The following is a 16,106-nucleotide window of genomic DNA, read 5'->3' on the forward strand; positions in this document are numbered from 1 at the left end:
GCTCTCCCTTACTCTTCGTCTACGCCGTGTTCGGCGTCTAGCTTGTTCATGCGCCAGGCGTAGTTGAAGATCAGCACCAGAAAGACCAAGATTGATCCCTGCTGAGCGAACCAAAAGCCCAGATCGGTACCGCCAACAGAAATGCCGGACAGCAGCGGACGCAGCAGGATGCCGAATCCAAACGACACCAGCGCCCAGATCGCGAGGCTGATGTAGATGAGGCGCAGGTTGGCCTGCCAATAGCCCTTATCGGCTTCGGCAGTCTGCGCGGAGTTGGTAGATTGATCCGCCATTGCGGGTTCCTCCTTCGCTTCCTCGTTGGGCGGTCCTTTGCTTCGTTCCTCCAGCGCGCCGGACCGCTTCTCGAATGTGACAGATACCCCGTGGCATCTGACAAAACTCCTCTGTTCCGCCAAGGCGGTGCATCGAAGTATTCTGTTTAAGGATCAAGGTCTTACGGCCTGTCTCCCGCCCTTAATTCACCGCGCTGGCGACGATGTCCTCCAGGTCGCGCGCGATGTCTTCAATCTTGCCCATGGCGTTCGTCCGCTTCAGAACGCTCTGACCGTCGTAATAGGTGATCAGTGGGGCTGTTTGTGCGTGATAGGCGCTGAGGCGTGAGGCAACGGTTTCCGCGTTGTCATCGGCCCGGCGCTTGAACTCAGCCCCGCCGCAATTGTCGCAAGTGCCGTCGACCGACGGTTTCTTGAACGTGTCATGGTAGCCTTCACCGCAACCGGCGCAGGTGTAGCGGCCCGAGATCCGGATCACCATTTCCGCATCCTCAACCTCAAGGCTGATCGCGGCGCTTATCTTCTGGTCTTTTTCAGCCAGAAGGCCATCCAACGCCTCGGCCTGAACGGTGGTGCGGGGGAAGCCATCAAGGATGACCCCTTTGGCACAGTCGGCTTCCGCCATGCGGTCACGCAGGATGTCGATGACGATCTGGTCGCTGACCAGCTCGCCTGCCTCCATCACCGCTTTCGCGGCCTTTCCGGCATCGGTGCCTGCGGCAACGGCCGCACGCAGAAGGTCACCGGTGCTGAGCTGCACCAGCCCGAACTTGTCTTCCAGCATGCGCGCCTGAGTGCCCTTCCCGGCGCCCGGAGGGCCGAGAAGGATGAGAACCGCAGGCGTTGTCATGGTCGCAGCGTCCATCATGCCCTCACTTATTCGCCCGGTTTGCGATCAGATCATCAACAACCGACGGATCGGCCAGTGTGGACGTATCGCCCAGCGAGCCAAAGTCGTTTTCGGCGATCTTGCGCAGGATACGGCGCATGATCTTGCCCGAGCGTGTCTTGGGCAGGCCGGGGGCCCACTGAATGACGTCCGGGCTGGCGATCGGGCCAATCTCGGTCCGGACCCAGGTGCGCAGCTCTTTGAGCAGCTCATCCGAAGGCTCACGGTCGTTCATCAGAGTCACATAGCAATAGATGCCTTGTCCCTTGATTTCATGGGGATAGCCCACCACGGCGGCCTCGGCCACTGCGGCATGTGCCACCAGCGCGCTTTCGACCTCGGCAGTACCCATACGGTGACCCGAGACGTTGATCACGTCATCGACGCGGCCGGTGATCCAGTAGTCACCCCCTTCGTCGCGGCGGCAGCCGTCACCGGTGAAGTAGTAGCCTTTGTAGTCCGAGAAATAGGTCTTCTCGAACCGCTCATGATCGCCCCAGACGGTGCGCATTTGACCCGGCCAGCTGTCCTTGATGCACAGTACACCTTCGACACCGTTCCCTTCTATCTCGACGCCGGATTGCGGGTCCAAAACCACTGGTTCGATGCCAAAGAACGGCTTCATCGCCGAGCCGGGCTTCATCGCATGCGCGCCGGGCAGGGGGGTCATCAGGTGACCACCGGTTTCAGTCTGCCACCACGTATCGACGATCGGGCATTTGCCCTTACCGACAACCTCGTTGTACCAGTTCCAGGCTTCGGGATTGATTGGCTCACCCACGGTGCCCAGAACTTTGAGGTCGGTGAGATCGTGCTTTTCGACCCACTCACTTCCTTGTCCCATAAGGGCGCGGATCGCGGTTGGGGCCGTGTAGAACTGGTTCACCTTGTGCTTGGCGCAAACTTCCCAGAAGCGGCCTGCATCCGGGTAGGTCGGCACACCTTCGAACATAAGGGTTGTGGCACCATTGGCCAGCGGACCATAGACGATATAGCTGTGGCCAGTGACCCAACCCACGTCTGCCGTACACCAGTACACATCGCCTTCATGATAGTCGAAGGTGATCTCATGGGTCATCGCGGCATAGACCAGATAGCCGCCGGTAGTGTGAACTACACCTTTGGGCTGGCCGGTCGAACCCGATGTGTACAGAATGAACAGCGGGTCTTCCGCGCTCATCTCGGCTGGGGCGCAATAGTCATCGGCCTCAAGCGCCATTTCGTTGTAGTCGTAGTCACGCCCATCGATCCAAGTGGTCTGACCACCCGTTCGTTTGACGACCAGGCATTTTACGCTGTCCTTGCAGTGCAGCAATGCCGCGTCAGCGTTCGATTTCAGCGGCGTTTTGCGGCCGCCGCGCGGGGCTTCATCTGCTGTGATGACGACTTTGGCGTCGCAACCGTTGACACGGGCCGCCAAAGCGTCTGGCGAGAAGCCTGCAAAAACGATCGAGTGAATCGCACCGATGCGCGCACAGGCCAGCATGGCATAGGCGGCCTCGGGGATCATCGGCAGATAGATAATGACGCGATCACCTTTGCGCACGCCCATGGATTCCAGAATATTGGCCATGCGACAGGTGCGGCGGTGCAACTCGGCATAGGTGATGTGCTGGGCAGCATCATTTGGATCATCCGGTTCCCAGATGATTGCGGTCTGATCGCCGCGCGTTTTCAGATGGCGATCCAGGCAGTTGGCCGAGACGTTCAGAGTACCATCGGCATACCAGTTGATCTTGACCGAGCCGAAGTCGTAATTGACATCCTTGACCTGCGTAAAGGGCTTGATCCAGTCGATCCGCTTGCCGTGTTCGCCCCAGAACGCGTCTGGGTCATTTACTGATGCAGAATACATCTCGTCGTATTTCGCAGCGTCGACATGCGCGTGCGCGACGGTTTCTGCAGTTGGCGGATAGGTCTTGGCATCTGCCTGGGCAGCGGTGGTCATGTTGAGGCTCCTCCCTCTAGGCTAGTAACGTTGGGACATATCTTGCCTGTTATTTGGGCATAGTCGATCCCGTTCCTCCCTGATCGAAGTATGGCCGGGTTCAGAAAATAATGAAATAAATTGCCGTATTCTTTGGATTTGTTTGTAAAGAAATTTTTCCAAAGGGGGTGAAAGAGTCAACAAAACTCGAAAAAATGTGAAAAATCCCTTAATAACAATGTTAAGTTTGTAACGTTGCTAGCTCGACCGTTAAACGCGAAGACCGGTTTTTTCGCGCGTATGTCGTTAAGCATGAAAACTTAAAAGATCAGTCTGAAAATCACCTATCAGGAAGCAGGGGTTGGCACATATACATGTTGGCGCTAGCATCTTTCCAAGCGCCTCGGGAGGGGGCGCATCAAAGGGAGAAGATATTATGAAAAAGATGCTGAGCGGTGCCGCCGTCGCCGCCCTTGGCGTTGCGTTCGTGTCCGAGGCCGCAGCCACCGAATGGAACGCCTCGGTCTGGGGCAAGCGCCGCGCCTTTACCGAACATGTCGAAAAACTGGCCGAGCTGGTCTCGGAAAAAACCGGTGGAGAGTTCACGATCAATGTCAGCTATGGCGGCCTGTCGAAGCCGCGCGAGAACCTGGATGGCATCGAGATTGGCGCATTCGAGATTGCACAGTTCTGTGCCGGCTACCACCGCGACAAGAACCGTGCGATTACGGTGCTGGAGCTGCCGTTTCTGGGCGTGAACAATCTGGAAGAGGAAGTTGCCGTCAGCCATGCGGTCTATGATCACCCAGCGGTGGCTGATGAGATGGCGCAATGGAATGCGCGCATTCTGATGACCTCGCCCATGCCGCAGTACAATCTGGTCGGCACCGGCGATCCACGCGACAATCTGGCCGCGTTCGAAGGCATGCGTGTCCGCGCGACAGGTGGTCTGGGCAAGGCGTTTGAGGCCGTGGGCGGTGTCCCAACCTCTGTCCCTGCGACTGAGGCGTTTAACGCCATGGAATCCGGTGTGGTCGATACGGTCGCCTTCGCGCAGCACGCGCACCTGTCCTTTGGCACGATCAATGAAGCGGATTGGTGGACTGCAAACCTTAACCCCGGCACCGTGAATTGCCCGGTGGTTGCGAATATCGACGCGTATGAAGCGCTGTCGCCTGAGCACCGCGAAGCGCTTGATAGCTCAATTGATGAGGCCATTGAGCATTATCTGGCCAACTATGCCGGACTTCTGGAGCAATGGGACAGCGTCCTGGAAGAAAAGGGTGTGCAGAAGGTAATGATCGACGACGCGGTCATTGAAGAGTTCCGCGCCAAGGCCGCCGATCCGATCCGCGAACAGTGGATTGCAGATATGAGCGCGCAGGGCCTGCCAGCGCAGGACCTCTACGATCTGGTTCAGACCACGCTGACGCAACAGCGCGGCGGCAACTGATCGCATTCGCTGGGCGCGTCCTAGTGCCCGGCCTTTCTTGACAAAGGGGATCACCGGAATGGCGGGACAGGCCACGGTGCTGGAGGATGGCAGTCGCCTCAGCCAGATCGATCAGCACTTGCTGAAGTTAGAGCGGGCTCTCGCCTTGATCAGCGGAATAGCCGTCTTTGGACTGATGGTCCTGGCCGTCGTCTCGGTCAGCGGCCGCAACGCGATAAACGCGCCGTTGCCGGGCTATGTTGACTGGATCGAACAGGCGATGCCACTGATCGCCTTTCTCGGCATCTCTTACGTGCAGCGCGATGGCGGCCATATCCGGATGGACATTGTGATCTCGCGTCTGCACGGACGGGCGCTGTGGTTGTTCGAGCTAATCTCGGTAATCCTGATCCTTGTCCTGATGCTGGCATTGGTCTGGGGCAGCTGGTCCCATTTCGACCGGTCCTTTGACTTCGGCGCGCCGATGTGGAGCCGCGACAGCTCAATCGACATCGGTATTCCGCTTTGGCCCGCGAAACTGCTGGCCCCGGTGGCGTTCTCTGTCTTGTCGCTCCGGCTGGTGTTGCAGATCTGGGGCTATGGCCGCGCGTTCGTCCTGGGGCTTGAGGCACCTGTGGCGGTGCCCTTGATCCAAGACGCCGCCGCACAGGCTGCCGCAGAGGCAGAGCAGTTCGAAGGGCAGGACTAACAGATGGACACGATAGACATCGGCCTTTGGGTAACGGCTGGCCTGCTGGTCCTTGTGGTCACAGGCATGCGAGTGGCTTTTGCGGCAGGTCTGGCCGGGTTGTTCGGCTTGGTTTGGATTTTCTGGGCCAAGTTCGGTTACGATCCCGACAGTTTTGGCAAGGCTCTCACCATCGCCGTCAAAACGGCGGGCCAGGTGCCGCATTCTAAGGTTGCCGCCCATACGCTCAGCCTGATCCCAACCTTCATCCTGATCGGCTACCTTGCCTACTATGCGGGCCTGACGCGCGCGCTGTTCGAAGCGGCCAAACGCTGGATCGCCTGGGTGCCTGGAGGCCTCGCGGTCTCCACCATATTCGCCACGGCAGGGTTTGCTGCCGTCTCTGGCGCCTCAGTTGCCACGTCGGCCGTGTTTGCCCGCATCGCAATTCCCGAAATGCTGAGCGTTGGCTACAACAAGCGCTTCGCCGCAGGCGTCGTCGCTGCTGGGGGGACGCTGGCCTCGCTGATCCCGCCGTCAGCCATCCTTGTGATCTATGCCATCATCGTTGAACAGGACGTCGGCAAGCTGCTACTGGCCGGTTTCATTCCCGGAGCGTTTTCTGCTGTGATTTACGGATTGCTCATTGTTGGAATCGCGGTTGTGTTCAAATCCGTTGGCCCTCCGGTTACCGGTTTCACTTGGAAACAACGGTTACAAGCGCTTCCTGGGGCGATCCCGATCGTTGCCGTTATCCTGATCATCATCTGTTTCGTCTACAACCCATTCGGCGAACAGGCTTGGGGCACCCCAACTGAAGGCGGGGCCATAGGCGCGTTCATCGTCTTCTGTTTCGCACTGGTTCATGGCATGCGCTGGCCCGAATTCAAATCGGCTCTTTTAGAGACAGCGAAGCTAACGGCCATGATTTTCTCGATCATCTGGGGCGTGCTGATCTACGTGCGGTTCCTGGGCTTTGCAGACCTTCCGGGTGCATTCTCGGATTGGATCACTTCGCTTGAGATGTCGCCGATGCTGATCCTGATCTGCATCCTTCTGGCCTATGCCGTGTTGGGGATGTTCATGGATGCCATCGGGATGTTGCTGCTGACATTACCCGTCGTCTATCCCGCTGTTATGGCCCTGAACGGAGGGGAAACCGTCAGCGCCGCAGACAGCGCTTTTGGCATGTCTGGCCCGATGTGTGCGATCTGGTTTGGGATATTGGTGGTGAAAATGGCCGAATTCTGTCTGATCACGCCACCCATTGGTCTGAACTGCTTTGTAGTTGCAGGGGTTCGGCCAGACCTGAGCGTTCAGGATGTCTTTAAGGGGGTCACCCCGTTCTTCCTGGCGGACGCGGCCACTATTGCGCTGCTTGTGGCATTTCCGGGCATCGTTCTCTACTTGCCGTCTTTGGCAGGCTAGGAGTTTGCGAGGCTCTGCCTCGCGCTCCGGGATGTTTTTAGCCAGATGAAGTAGGGATCCGCTCTCCAATATCAACGTTGGAGAGCTTCACCTTGCGCGGTCATCGGCGTCCCCGCCTGTACCGCAAAAACAAGAGTACCGAGCCTAGGTTAACGATCCGTTTCTTCATTTGGCTAAAAATATCCCGGGGGAGTCGCCCGGAACGGGCGGCGGGGGCAGAGCCCCCAATTCGACATTGGCTCGGTGCGGGATCGGAAGGAAGTTAGCCCGCGCGCATGAGCATCCCAAACAGATCGCGGGGATCGTCAGGGTCGGCCAACATATCCAGCGGTTCGAAGAATTCGGTCTCCGCGACCGCACTCTTGATGACACGCAGAGCCGAGAAGTCCTCGATGGCGAACCCAACACTGTCGAAAAGCGTGATCTGCTTGTCGTCTGTCCGACCGCGTGCTTGACCGGTCATGACCTGCCAAAGTTCCGTGACAGGATGGTCATCTTCCAAAGCCTGAATTTCGCCTTCGATCCGGGTTTGCTCGGGGTATTCCACGAATATCTCAGAGCGCAGAAGGATGTCGCGATGCAGTTCAGTCTTGCCGGGGCAGTCGCCGCCAATCGCGTTGATGTGGACGCCGGGGCCGACCATGTTGTCGGTCAGGATCGTGGCATATTTCTTGTCCGCGGTGCAGGTGGTGATGATCTGCGCGCCCTCAATCGCATCTTCCGCGGTTTTGCAAGGCACTACGTTCAGGCCTTTGCCTTGCAGGTTGGCAGCGCATTTGGCGGTGGCGTTCGGGTCCGTATCATAAAGCCGCACGGTGTCGATGCCGCACATGGCTTTGAAGGCCAGGCATTGGAATTCAGACTGCGCGCCATTGCCGATCATGGCCATGGTGGTGGCACCCTTGGGGGCCAGATATCGACCGACCAAAGCCGATGTCGCCGCCGTCCGCAGGGCGGTCAGGATGGTCATCTCGGTCAGAAGTGTCGGGTAGCCCGTGTAGACATCCGCGAGCAGTCCAAAGGCCGTTACTGTTTGCAGCCCTTCGGACGTGTTCTTTGGATGGCCATTGACGTATTTGAACCCGTAGGCCTCACCATCCGATGTTGGCATGAGTTCGATCACCCCATGCGGTGAATGCGCAGGAATTCGCGGGGTCTTGTCAAAGCTTTCCCAGCGTTTGAAATCGGCTTCAATCTGCTCGGCGATCCTTATGATCATCTTTTCGACGCCGACATGGTGAACCAGCCGCATCATGTTGTCGACGGAAACAAAGGGCACCAGGGCTTTGTCAGAAGGTACAGTCATCAGAAACTCCGAGTGGGGCGGTCAAAGATACGGCGTCCCATCAGGGATGCAGCCAGGTCGACCATGAGTTTTGCGGTGCGTCCGCGTTCATCCAGAAAGGGGTTCAACTCGACCAGATCGAGGGAACAGACCAGCCCGCTTTCGTGCAGAAGCTCCATGACAAGATGGGCTTCGCGTTCTGTGGCGCCTCCGGGCACAGTGGTTCCGACAGCCGGCGCGATCGCGGGGTCGAGGAAGTCGACATCCAGCGACACGTGAAGGATGCCGTTCTCAGCCCTCACGCGGTTCAGAAAGGCCATGAGCGGGGCTTTGATCCCATGTTCGTCAATGCTGCGCATATCGGCCAGCATGGCGTGGTTCTTCTCAAGCGAGGCGCGTTCAGCGGGATCGACCGAACGCAACCCGATCATTCCAACGCGATTGGTTGGAACCACGGCAGGCAAGGGTGGAAAATCTTCGAAGCCGGACTGGCCAGTGAAGTAGGCGACAGGTGTTCCATGCAGGTTGCCGCTGTCTGTACTGCCGGGGGTGTGAAAATCGCTATGGGCGTCCAGCCACAGAACGAACAGAGGCCGGTCGACGCGCTGTGCATGATCCGCCATTCCGGTCACGGTTCCCATCGACAAGGCATGATCGCCGCCCATGAAGATTGGCACACCTCGGGGCGAGACTTCGGCAGCGACTCGGGCCAAAGCCTGCGTCCACCCGATGCACTCGGGCAGGGCGAAAAGGTGGGAGTGGTCCGGGGTCTCGACCGTATCCGGGGCGGCATCTCCGTAGTCGATCACCGTATGACCAAGATCCGCAAGCGCGCGATCCAGCCCGGCCACACGGTAGGCATCCGGCCCCATTCGGCAACCCTGCCGACGCTTGCCCGCGTCCATGGGGGCGCCAACCAAAACTATGTTCTTCGTATCCATATGCTTCATGTAACGTGACAGTCTGTCTTGCGTGAAGAGAACAAATTGCTCAATAAGAAAGATGAGTATCCGAAAAGGAAGCGATTCATGGACGATTTGGATAACAGGCTGCTCAGCGCGCTACATCGGGACGCAAGGGCGTCGCTGTCTGAGCTGGCCGAGACGCTTGGCGTCACACGTACCACCGTGCGCAGCCGGCTGCAGCGCCTCAAACAATCGGGCGAGATCGTGGGCTTTACCGTTCAGACCAAGCGCGATGTGGCGCAAAGCCCGGTTCGGGGCCTGATGATGCTTGAGATCGAGGGGCGCGGGACAGAACGCACAATGGCCCGGATCGGAGCGCTACGACAGGTGCGCGCCGTGCATTCGACAAATGGAAGCTGGGACCTGATCGCTGAAATAGGTACGGACACGCTGGCCGAACTCGATGAGGTCTTGTTCCAGATCCGCCGTATGGAAGGGATCACCCGGTCTGAGACGAACCTTCTTCTGTCCACGCGCAAGGGAAGGTTCTGAAAACGCTGCGTGAAACGGCCCGTTACGCTTTGTCGGCCACGGAAATTGTGCGACAGTCGGCGGGGATACAGGCGGGATTTATCGAAGATGACCACTCAGCAGCACGAACCACGGGCCGTGCAATTGGCCGAAAAGATCACCGCATTCCTTGAGAAGCCGTGGGTCCGCATCGCCATCCCGATCTTTGTCACCCTGATTGCATTGACGGTTCTGCATGAGTTGTCTTCTCATGTGAAATGGGCAGACGTTCAGGCGGATATCTCGGAAACGTCTTGGCGCGTGATGTTTTATGCTCTGTGTTGGACGGCGGTCAGTTTCTTTTCGCTGTCTCTATACGATGTCTTCGCAGTTCAAAGCGTGGCAGACGGAGAGGTCCCTCTGCCGGTTGCAGGAATGGCCGGAGCCAGTGGCTATGCGGTGTCCAACTGTTTGGGCTTTTCCTACATCACCGGAACGGCCATCCGATATCGGATATATGCGTCTCTGGGCCTTGATCTAAGCCGCGTTGCCGGGGTCATCGCCACGTCCTGGGTGGCGTTCTGGACGGGGCTGGTTTTGGTCCTCGGCTTGCTTTTGACCTTTCACCCCGACGGTATTTCTAACGCGCTGCCGATCAGCGCGACGGTTGAGACCGCCATCGGGTTGGGTCTGCTAGGCGCGTTGATCGCGGTTTTTGTCTGGCTCTCCACCGGTGGGCGTCGGTTAGAGGTTCTGGGGATCGGCTTCCAACTGCCGGGTGGCAAGCTGGCCTCATGCCTGACGCTGGCGGCGATTGGCGATCTGGTCGGGGCCTCCATGGTCCTTTACGTACTGATGCCGGACGACCTTGGGGTTGGGTATCCGTATTTCTTCACCATCTTCATCGCCGCGATTGCCGTTGGGATCGTCAGCCATGCGCCTGGTGGTATCGGGGTGTTTGAAGCGACGCTGATCGCAGGGCTGGGCGCCTCGGGTCGATCGGATGTCATTGCGGCGCTGCTGCTTTACCGTGTCGTATACACGTTCCTTCCTTTCGCCATAGCCAGCCTGTCCATCGCCGTTGCCTCGGCGCTGACGCAGCGCCACAGGATCATCGGGGCGGGGACATGGATGTACCGGGCCATTCGTCCTATCGTGCCGATGGTGGCGGCTGGGGTGACTGCGGTTGCTGGCATCATCCTGCTGGTCTCGGGTGCGTTGCCAACCGACAGTAAAAGCCTTGGCGCGTTGCGCGAGGTATTGCCGTTGTCCTTTGTCGAGGCCTCGCATCTGGCAGGCAGTGCCGTCGGTGTGCTGCTGCTGCTCGTGTCGCGCGGGTTGTTCCGCAAGCTCTATCGCGCGTGGGTGGTCGCGATGTTGCTGATGGTCGCGGGCTTTGCGGCGTCTCTGGCCAAGGGTTTGGATACGCATGAGGCGTTGGGCATGTTGGCCACGATCGCCGTTTTGGCGCTGTTCCGTGGTGCGTTCTACCGCGTCAGCGGCGCGTCGATCTTCCGGTTGAACATCCCTTGGCTGGTCAGCGTTATGGCGCTGCTCGCTGTCATTTTCTGGATCGGCCTCTTTGCCTATTCCCACGTGCAATACCAGAATGCCTTGTGGTGGGAGTTCGCGTGGAACGGCGATGCCTCCCGTTTCCTGCGCTCCAGCCTCGTGGTGGCGGTGATCCTTGGAATTGTGGCCGTCACGTCCTTGTTCGGGCGCGAGATTCCTGCGCCTGTGCGGACGGAAATCCCAGAATGCGTCGAACGTTTGGTCATGGAGAGCGAAGATACCGAGGCCCAGATTTCCCTGACCGGCGACAAGCAATTCCTGATCGCGCCTGATGAGTCTGCGTTCATCGCCTATGCCGACACCGGCAATGCCATCATCTCAAAAGGTGAGCCTGTGGGCGATGAAGCGGCTGGCAAGCAACTGGTCTGGCAACTGCGCGAAATGGCCGATCGAGAGGGTAAGCTTTGCGCCTTCTACAGCGTCTCGACCAAGTACCTGCCGACGTTTCTGGACCTCGGCCTGTCGATCCTGAAGATCGGAGAAGTCGCGCGGGTACCGTTGAAAGACTTCTCGCTGGACGGCAAATCCCGCAAACGCTTCCGTCAGGCCAAGAACCGGGCCGAGCGGGAAGGGTACGTGTTCGAGATCATTCCAAAGGAAGACCTTGCGCCCTTTCTGCCGGAACTAAGGGCGATTTCCGATCACTGGCTGGAGCAAAAAGCCGGGGCCGAGAAAGGGTTCGCCTTAGGTGGGTTTGACGATGACTACCTGTCCTACTTCGACCACGCCGTGTTGCGGAACGGAGAAACCGGTCAGATCATGGCTTTCGCCAACCTGTTTCAAGGTGGCCATAAATCCGAGCTTTCGCTGGATCTGATGCGGTACGAGCCGGACAGCCCCAGCTTCGTCATGGATGCCTTGTTTGCCGAGATGATGTCCTGGGGGGCCGAACAAGGGTTCCACTGGTTCTCACTTGGCGCAGCGCCGTTCTCAGGGATCGAGAACCGTCAGCTCGCCTCTCTTTGGAACCGGATCGGAGGGTTCGTCTACGAACATGGTGAGCAATTCTATCACTTCGAAGGGCTGCGCGCGTTTAAACAGAAGTTCGATCCGGAATGGAGCCCGAACTATCTCGCCAGCCCAGGAGGGCTTGCCGCGCCGCGCATCCTGTATGAGGTGAACATCCTGATCTCGGGCGGCCTGCGGGGGCTGACCAAATAGCGCCTAGTTCAAGCTAGCGCGGGTTGGTGTTTCCTGCAGCAGGTCGCCCCAATCGGTGCGGTAGGCCATCTCGGCCAGAACGGTGTCGGGCAGGAACTCTCTGTTCTCGCGAATCTGCCAGCCGCCTCCAAGGCCTTTGTAAACAGCGACCAGATTGCTGGAGACCTGTTGGCGCGCCTCGATCAGATTGGCCTGAGACCGCAGCAGGGCTGTCTGCGTGTTCAAAATGCGGGAGTAGTCGGCGATCCCGTCGGTGTACTGATTGACGGCGATCTCTGCCGCCTTACGCGAGGCATCGACGCTCTGCTGATAGAACCCGACCTGCTTGCGCGCTTGTGCATAGGCAACCATGGCGCTTTCCACCTCGGAATAAGCAGTCAGAACGGTGTTCTGATAATTGGCGATCAGCGCCTGATAGGCAGCATCCTGCGCCCGGACGTTGTTCTTGATGCGGCCATAGTTCAGTACGTTCCAAACGACGCCCGCGCTGGCAAGGCCTGTAGTGCTGTTCGAACTGAACAGGTTTCGCCCGCCTGAGGCCTGCAACCCGACCGATCCGGACAGAATGAACTGCGGGTAGAGATCTGCCATGGCAATGCCGACCTCGGCCGATTGCGTAGCTGCGGCCAGCTCGGCGGCTCTCACGTCCGGTCGACGACGCAGCAGCTCAGCCGGGACACCAACCGCGACGTTGGACCGGGCCGAGGGGATGCGACCGGAATTCCCCAGAAGGCTGGACATGCGCGAGGGCGTGGTTCCCAGCAATACGGCCAGAGCGTTCTTGGTTTGCTGGAGATCGCTCTCAAGCTCGGGCACCAGGGCTTTGGTGTTGTTTAGCAGAGCAGTGGATTCTTGCACGTCCAACTCGGTGGTGATCCCGTTGTTGAACCGCAACTGGGTCAGGTCTGCCGACTCCTGTTGTAGTTTGATGTTCTCACGCGCGACGCCCAGCGACTCTTGCAAGGCGCGGATGTTGACGTAGAGCGCTGCGACATCACCCGTCAGCGTCACCAGCGCGTCGTCATAGTTCGCCACCTGCAACGCCAAGTTCGACCGCGCCGCCTGAACACCGCGCCTTTGCGCACCCCAGACGTCCAATTCCCACTGCGCATCAAACCCGGCCTGAGAGGTCGAGAACTCGGTATCCAGAGGAATGATCCGGTTAATATCGGCGATGGGCCCGAGATTGTCGCTGATCTGTCGCCGCTCTGTTGAGGCCCCGAGGACCTGCGATTGCGGATACAACTCGCCAAAGGCGATGCCCAACTGTGCCCGCGCCTGCAGGACCCGCGCGCCAGCGACCTGTAGTGACAGGTTCTGGGCATAGGCCTCGGCGATCAGTTTGTTGAGAGTGGGGTCATTGAACGTCTCCCACCATTTCACGACCGGCGCGCTGCGTGAGGTAAGGCCGCTTTGCCCGGTGCTGGGGCTGTTGACTTCGATCCATTGTTTCACGACCGGAGAGTTCGGACGCACGAAATCAGGACCAACCGGTGCGCAGGCTACCAGAAACGCGGCGCACAGGGCTGTTCCCATCAAGTGTCGAAAGGGGGTGGCCCGTGTCATGATGCGCGTCCTCAAATGTCTAGCGGTCGAATGAAATTGGCGAAGGAATACAGGCGGATGTTGATGCGCCGCAGAAACTCGAAGCTTTTGCCCTGACCGGTGTAGATCGCCACGGCGGCATGACCGCCAGCGGGCAGGATGTGCTCTTCCGGCAGATCGACGGTGATCTGTACAGCAATTCGACCGGGTAGCTTGGGCAGCTCAAAACCGGGCAGGCGGCCTGAGGGCAGGTACTGACCCTGACGGGTGGCCCACCAGATCGCCTCGACCTTGCCGGTTAGGATTTCACCGGGATAGAGGTCCAAGGCGACTTCAACCTCTTGGCCTACTTCAACAAATTTCAGGTTCTGCTGGCGGAAGGTTGCCAAAAGATAGGGGCTGTCTTCGGTGACGAAACTGGCTATCGCTCCCAAACGAATGTCACCCACTACCAAACCCGGGCGGGCCTGTTGTGAGACGATCATGCCATTCTCGGGGGCGTAGATCGTGGTGTTGTCCAGAAAATACTGGGCCTCGGACAGCTGCGCCTGTGCTTGCAAGATGCCTGTGTTTACGCCGTCAATCTGTGACGCCTGCGCCAGCTTTGCTTTCTCAAGATTGGCCTCGGCCTGTTTGACCGAGGCGGTATCCTCGGTCACCTGTTCGTTCCAGCGATCCAGCTCATCCTGACGCGCCCCGCCTGCGGGTACCAGGTTCTCATACCGGGCCTGCTGGGTGAGCGCGTAGGCAAGCTGTGCGTTGGCGCGTTCCACAGCTTCGGTTGAGGCCACAACGTCCTGTTCTAGAATCTTGGCGTTCTGTTCGGCGGCGACCAGTTGCGCCTTGGCATTGTCGACGGCCAGCGAAAACACGGTATCGTCAAAACGATAGAGCGGGTCGCCCTTGGTGATCTGCGTGTTCGGCTCGACTAAGACTTCCGTCAGAATCGTCGGCTGAGTCAGCTTCGGCACGATCTGAATCGTGGACCGGACCACATGGCTGTCGACCGAGAAGGGCTGAAAGAAGCGCAGCGCGACGAGGAAGATCAGCAGCAAATGTGCACCGACCCAGAATGACACAATCCCCCAGGCGATGTTGAACTTGAGCCACTCCATCTTGAAGAAGATGAACCAGACGAAAATGATGTAGAACAGCGTAATGCCGAGGGCGACGAACATGACTGAGTGCTTCCTTTGGCCTTAGCTTTTCTGCGTCTCGTCAGGCGCAGCCTGGTATTCTTCTTTAACCGTACCGCCAAGGCGTTCGATATCCTTGCGGATGGCGTCTTTCTCCTCGTCCGGACCGCGTCGCATGTCGACCGTCACGCCATCGTGGAATGCCCACATGAAGGCATGAACCCATGGCACAACGGCCAAAAAACCCATCCATCCCATGATCTTGACCGCTTCGGCATGTGGATGATTGCGTTTGATCGCGATCCGTCCGGGCAGCCCCATAAGGAAAAGAAACAGCGCCATCACCGCTGCCAGAAGCAGGATCAATGCCACGAATGTCAGATAGTCGTAGTAGCCTAGTGGCTGCCCCAAAAGTCCCATGCTCGATGCCTCCTGTCGGGAAGGTTGTCTCATCCTCAGACGTAGGCCCCTGTCTCGTCAATGACTTTGTGTTGGGACCTAGCGTTTCCGAACCCGAGGCAGTGTGGATCAGTCAGGGCAGACAATCAGCCCCGTGCCCCATTCGGCACATTTCGCCGCGAGGTCGGGCGTGAGCGGCTGATCGGTGTAGAAGCCATCAATCTCGGCCAGCGAGGTGATGCGGGCAGGGGCAAGCCGCTGAAATTTTGAGTGATCGGCTACTAGCAGCGTGCGTCGGGCCTGCGCGATGATCGTCTGGCTGACATGGACTTCCTGAAAGTCGAAATCCAGCAGATCACCATCGGGGTCCAGTGCGGAGCATCCGATCACCGCATAGTCAAACTTGAACTGACGGATGGTCGAGACGGTAAGATTGCCCACCAGTCCTCCGTCAGAGCGGCGCAGGACACCACCGGCCACCACAATCTCGCAATCGGGGTTTTCGACGAGGATATTGGCGACGTTCGTGTTGTTCGTTACCACCATCAGGTCCTTGTGGTTCAGCATCTGCCGCGCCACGGCCTCGGTTGAGGTGCCGATATTCATGAAGACCGACGCGCCGTCCGGAATGTTATTGGCGCAGGCCTTCGCCATTCGGGTCTTCGCGTCTGCATTCAGGGTACGGCGATCCTCATACCCGATGTTGGAGACGCCGGAACGTAGGACAGCCCCGCCATGGACGCGATCCAGCTTCCCGGCATCGGCCAGCTCGGACAGGTCCCGGCGGATTGTCTGGACCGTCACGCCAAACCGCTCGGCCAAACCGTCAACAGTAACGCGGCCCTCGGTGCTGGCGATCTCAAGAATGTCGGTTTGGCGGAAAGAGAGCAACATGTTGGATCCCATTCAGGTAAGTTGCTTTCGTTTTTCTTCTTT

General features: G+C 58.7%; 14 protein-coding genes. 5 read left to right on the plus strand and 9 right to left on the minus strand.

Going from position 1 to position 16,106, the window contains the following annotated elements; translation table 11 throughout:
* Positions 1-8: 8 nt before the first annotated feature.
* The 3 genes from ACR3FB_RS07190 to acs all read right to left on the minus strand — a co-directional run bounded on the left by ACR3FB_RS07190 (position 9) and on the right by acs (position 3,130).
* Complete coding sequence (locus tag ACR3FB_RS07190; protein WP_170376639.1) at positions 9-293, minus strand: DUF4212 domain-containing protein; 285 nt, start codon at positions 291-293, stop codon at positions 9-11.
* Positions 294-474: 181 nt separating this feature from the next.
* Positions 475-1,158: an adenylate kinase gene (locus ACR3FB_RS07195; RefSeq protein ID WP_480565927.1), complete on the minus strand. Its 684-nt coding sequence runs from the start codon at positions 1,156-1,158 to the stop codon at positions 475-477.
* Positions 1,159-1,165: 7 nt separating this feature from the next.
* Entirely contained in the window at positions 1,166-3,130 is a 1,965-nt protein-coding gene (gene acs, locus ACR3FB_RS07200; RefSeq protein ID WP_480565411.1) for an acetate--CoA ligase, read from the minus strand.
* Positions 3,131-3,545: 415 nt separating this feature from the next.
* Here acs and dctP point away from each other — a divergent pair, with 415 nt between their 5' ends.
* The 3 genes from dctP to ACR3FB_RS07215 are packed head-to-tail and all read left to right on the plus strand — an operon-like array spanning position 3,546 to position 6,657.
* Entirely contained in the window at positions 3,546-4,562 is a 1,017-nt protein-coding gene (gene dctP, locus ACR3FB_RS07205) for a TRAP transporter substrate-binding protein DctP (RefSeq protein WP_480539717.1), read from the plus strand.
* 58 nt (positions 4,563-4,620) lie between these two features.
* Complete coding sequence (locus ACR3FB_RS07210) at positions 4,621-5,250, plus strand: TRAP transporter small permease subunit (protein ID WP_170376651.1); 630 nt, start codon at positions 4,621-4,623, stop codon at positions 5,248-5,250.
* 3 nt (positions 5,251-5,253) lie between these two features.
* On the plus strand, positions 5,254-6,657 hold the full coding sequence (locus tag ACR3FB_RS07215; protein WP_480565412.1) for a TRAP transporter large permease: 1,404 nt from the start codon (positions 5,254-5,256) through the stop codon (positions 6,655-6,657).
* 262 nt (positions 6,658-6,919) lie between these two features.
* Here ACR3FB_RS07215 and ACR3FB_RS07220 read toward each other — a convergent pair whose 3' ends face one another.
* Positions 6,920-7,963 carry an ornithine cyclodeaminase gene (locus tag ACR3FB_RS07220; protein WP_480565414.1) on the minus strand — a complete coding sequence of 348 codons (1,044 nt, stop codon included), beginning with the start codon at positions 7,961-7,963 and terminating at the stop codon, positions 6,920-6,922.
* Positions 7,963-8,883, minus strand: a complete 921-nt coding sequence (gene rocF / locus ACR3FB_RS07225) for an arginase (protein WP_480565416.1) — start codon at positions 8,881-8,883, stop codon at positions 7,963-7,965. The genes ACR3FB_RS07220 and rocF overlap by 1 nt, the downstream gene beginning before the upstream one ends.
* 87 nt (positions 8,884-8,970) lie before the next feature.
* On the opposite strand from rocF, the gene ACR3FB_RS07230 reads away from it, so the two are divergent.
* Both ACR3FB_RS07230 and mprF read left to right on the plus strand, forming a co-directional pair.
* Positions 8,971-9,399, plus strand: coding sequence for an Lrp/AsnC family transcriptional regulator (locus ACR3FB_RS07230; RefSeq protein WP_170469819.1), 429 nt, complete (start codon positions 8,971-8,973; stop codon positions 9,397-9,399).
* Between the two features lie 87 nt (positions 9,400-9,486).
* Positions 9,487-12,090, plus strand: a complete 2,604-nt coding sequence (gene mprF, locus ACR3FB_RS07235; RefSeq protein ID WP_480565418.1) for a bifunctional lysylphosphatidylglycerol flippase/synthetase MprF — start codon at positions 9,487-9,489, stop codon at positions 12,088-12,090.
* 3 nt (positions 12,091-12,093) lie between these two features.
* On the opposite strand, the gene ACR3FB_RS07240 is transcribed toward mprF, so the two are convergent.
* The 4 genes from ACR3FB_RS07240 to ACR3FB_RS07255 all read right to left on the minus strand — a co-directional run bounded on the left by ACR3FB_RS07240 (position 12,094) and on the right by ACR3FB_RS07255 (position 16,064).
* Positions 12,094-13,656, minus strand: coding sequence for an efflux transporter outer membrane subunit (locus ACR3FB_RS07240; RefSeq protein ID WP_480524430.1), 1,563 nt, complete (start codon positions 13,654-13,656; stop codon positions 12,094-12,096).
* 11 nt (positions 13,657-13,667) lie between these two features.
* A complete protein-coding gene (locus tag ACR3FB_RS07245; protein ID WP_170376670.1) occupies positions 13,668-14,813 on the minus strand; it encodes an HlyD family secretion protein in 1,146 nt (381 codons plus the stop codon).
* 21 nt (positions 14,814-14,834) lie between these two features.
* Entirely contained in the window at positions 14,835-15,191 is a 357-nt protein-coding gene (locus ACR3FB_RS07250) for a DUF3302 domain-containing protein (protein WP_170376673.1), read from the minus strand.
* Positions 15,192-15,299: 108 nt separating this feature from the next.
* Positions 15,300-16,064 carry a DeoR/GlpR family DNA-binding transcription regulator gene (locus ACR3FB_RS07255; protein ID WP_480565420.1) on the minus strand — a complete coding sequence of 255 codons (765 nt, stop codon included), beginning with the start codon at positions 16,062-16,064 and terminating at the stop codon, positions 15,300-15,302.
* Positions 16,065-16,106 lie beyond the last annotated feature (42 nt).

The organism is Ruegeria sp. AO1 (assembly GCF_056535985.1).

What these genes read in the sequence shown, in the direction of transcription:
- acs (WP_480565411.1), bottom strand. Translation starts at nt 3,130, where the DNA reads ATGACCACCGCTGCCCAGGCAGATGCCAAGACCTATCCGCCAACTGCA.
- ACR3FB_RS07245 (WP_170376670.1), bottom strand. Translation starts at nt 14,813, where the DNA reads ATGTTCGTCGCCCTCGGCATTACGCTGTTCTACATCATTTTCGTCTGG.
- mprF (WP_480565418.1), top strand. Translation starts at nt 9,487, where the DNA reads ATGACCACTCAGCAGCACGAACCACGGGCCGTGCAATTGGCCGAAAAG.
- ACR3FB_RS07230 (WP_170469819.1), top strand. Translation starts at nt 8,971, where the DNA reads ATGGACGATTTGGATAACAGGCTGCTCAGCGCGCTACATCGGGACGCA.
- rocF (WP_480565416.1), bottom strand. Translation starts at nt 8,883, where the DNA reads ATGGATACGAAGAACATAGTTTTGGTTGGCGCCCCCATGGACGCGGGC.
- ACR3FB_RS07255 (WP_480565420.1), bottom strand. Translation starts at nt 16,064, where the DNA reads ATGTTGCTCTCTTTCCGCCAAACCGACATTCTTGAGATCGCCAGCACC.
- ACR3FB_RS07190 (WP_170376639.1), bottom strand. Translation starts at nt 293, where the DNA reads ATGGCGGATCAATCTACCAACTCCGCGCAGACTGCCGAAGCCGATAAG.
- ACR3FB_RS07215 (WP_480565412.1), top strand. Translation starts at nt 5,254, where the DNA reads ATGGACACGATAGACATCGGCCTTTGGGTAACGGCTGGCCTGCTGGTC.
- ACR3FB_RS07240 (WP_480524430.1), bottom strand. Translation starts at nt 13,656, where the DNA reads ATGACACGGGCCACCCCCTTTCGACACTTGATGGGAACAGCCCTGTGC.
- ACR3FB_RS07210 (WP_170376651.1), top strand. Translation starts at nt 4,621, where the DNA reads ATGGCGGGACAGGCCACGGTGCTGGAGGATGGCAGTCGCCTCAGCCAG.
- ACR3FB_RS07250 (WP_170376673.1), bottom strand. Translation starts at nt 15,191, where the DNA reads ATGGGACTTTTGGGGCAGCCACTAGGCTACTACGACTATCTGACATTC.
- ACR3FB_RS07195 (WP_480565927.1), bottom strand. Translation starts at nt 1,158, where the DNA reads ATGGACGCTGCGACCATGACAACGCCTGCGGTTCTCATCCTTCTCGGC.
- dctP (WP_480539717.1), top strand. Translation starts at nt 3,546, where the DNA reads ATGAAAAAGATGCTGAGCGGTGCCGCCGTCGCCGCCCTTGGCGTTGCG.
- ACR3FB_RS07220 (WP_480565414.1), bottom strand. Translation starts at nt 7,963, where the DNA reads ATGACTGTACCTTCTGACAAAGCCCTGGTGCCCTTTGTTTCCGTCGAC.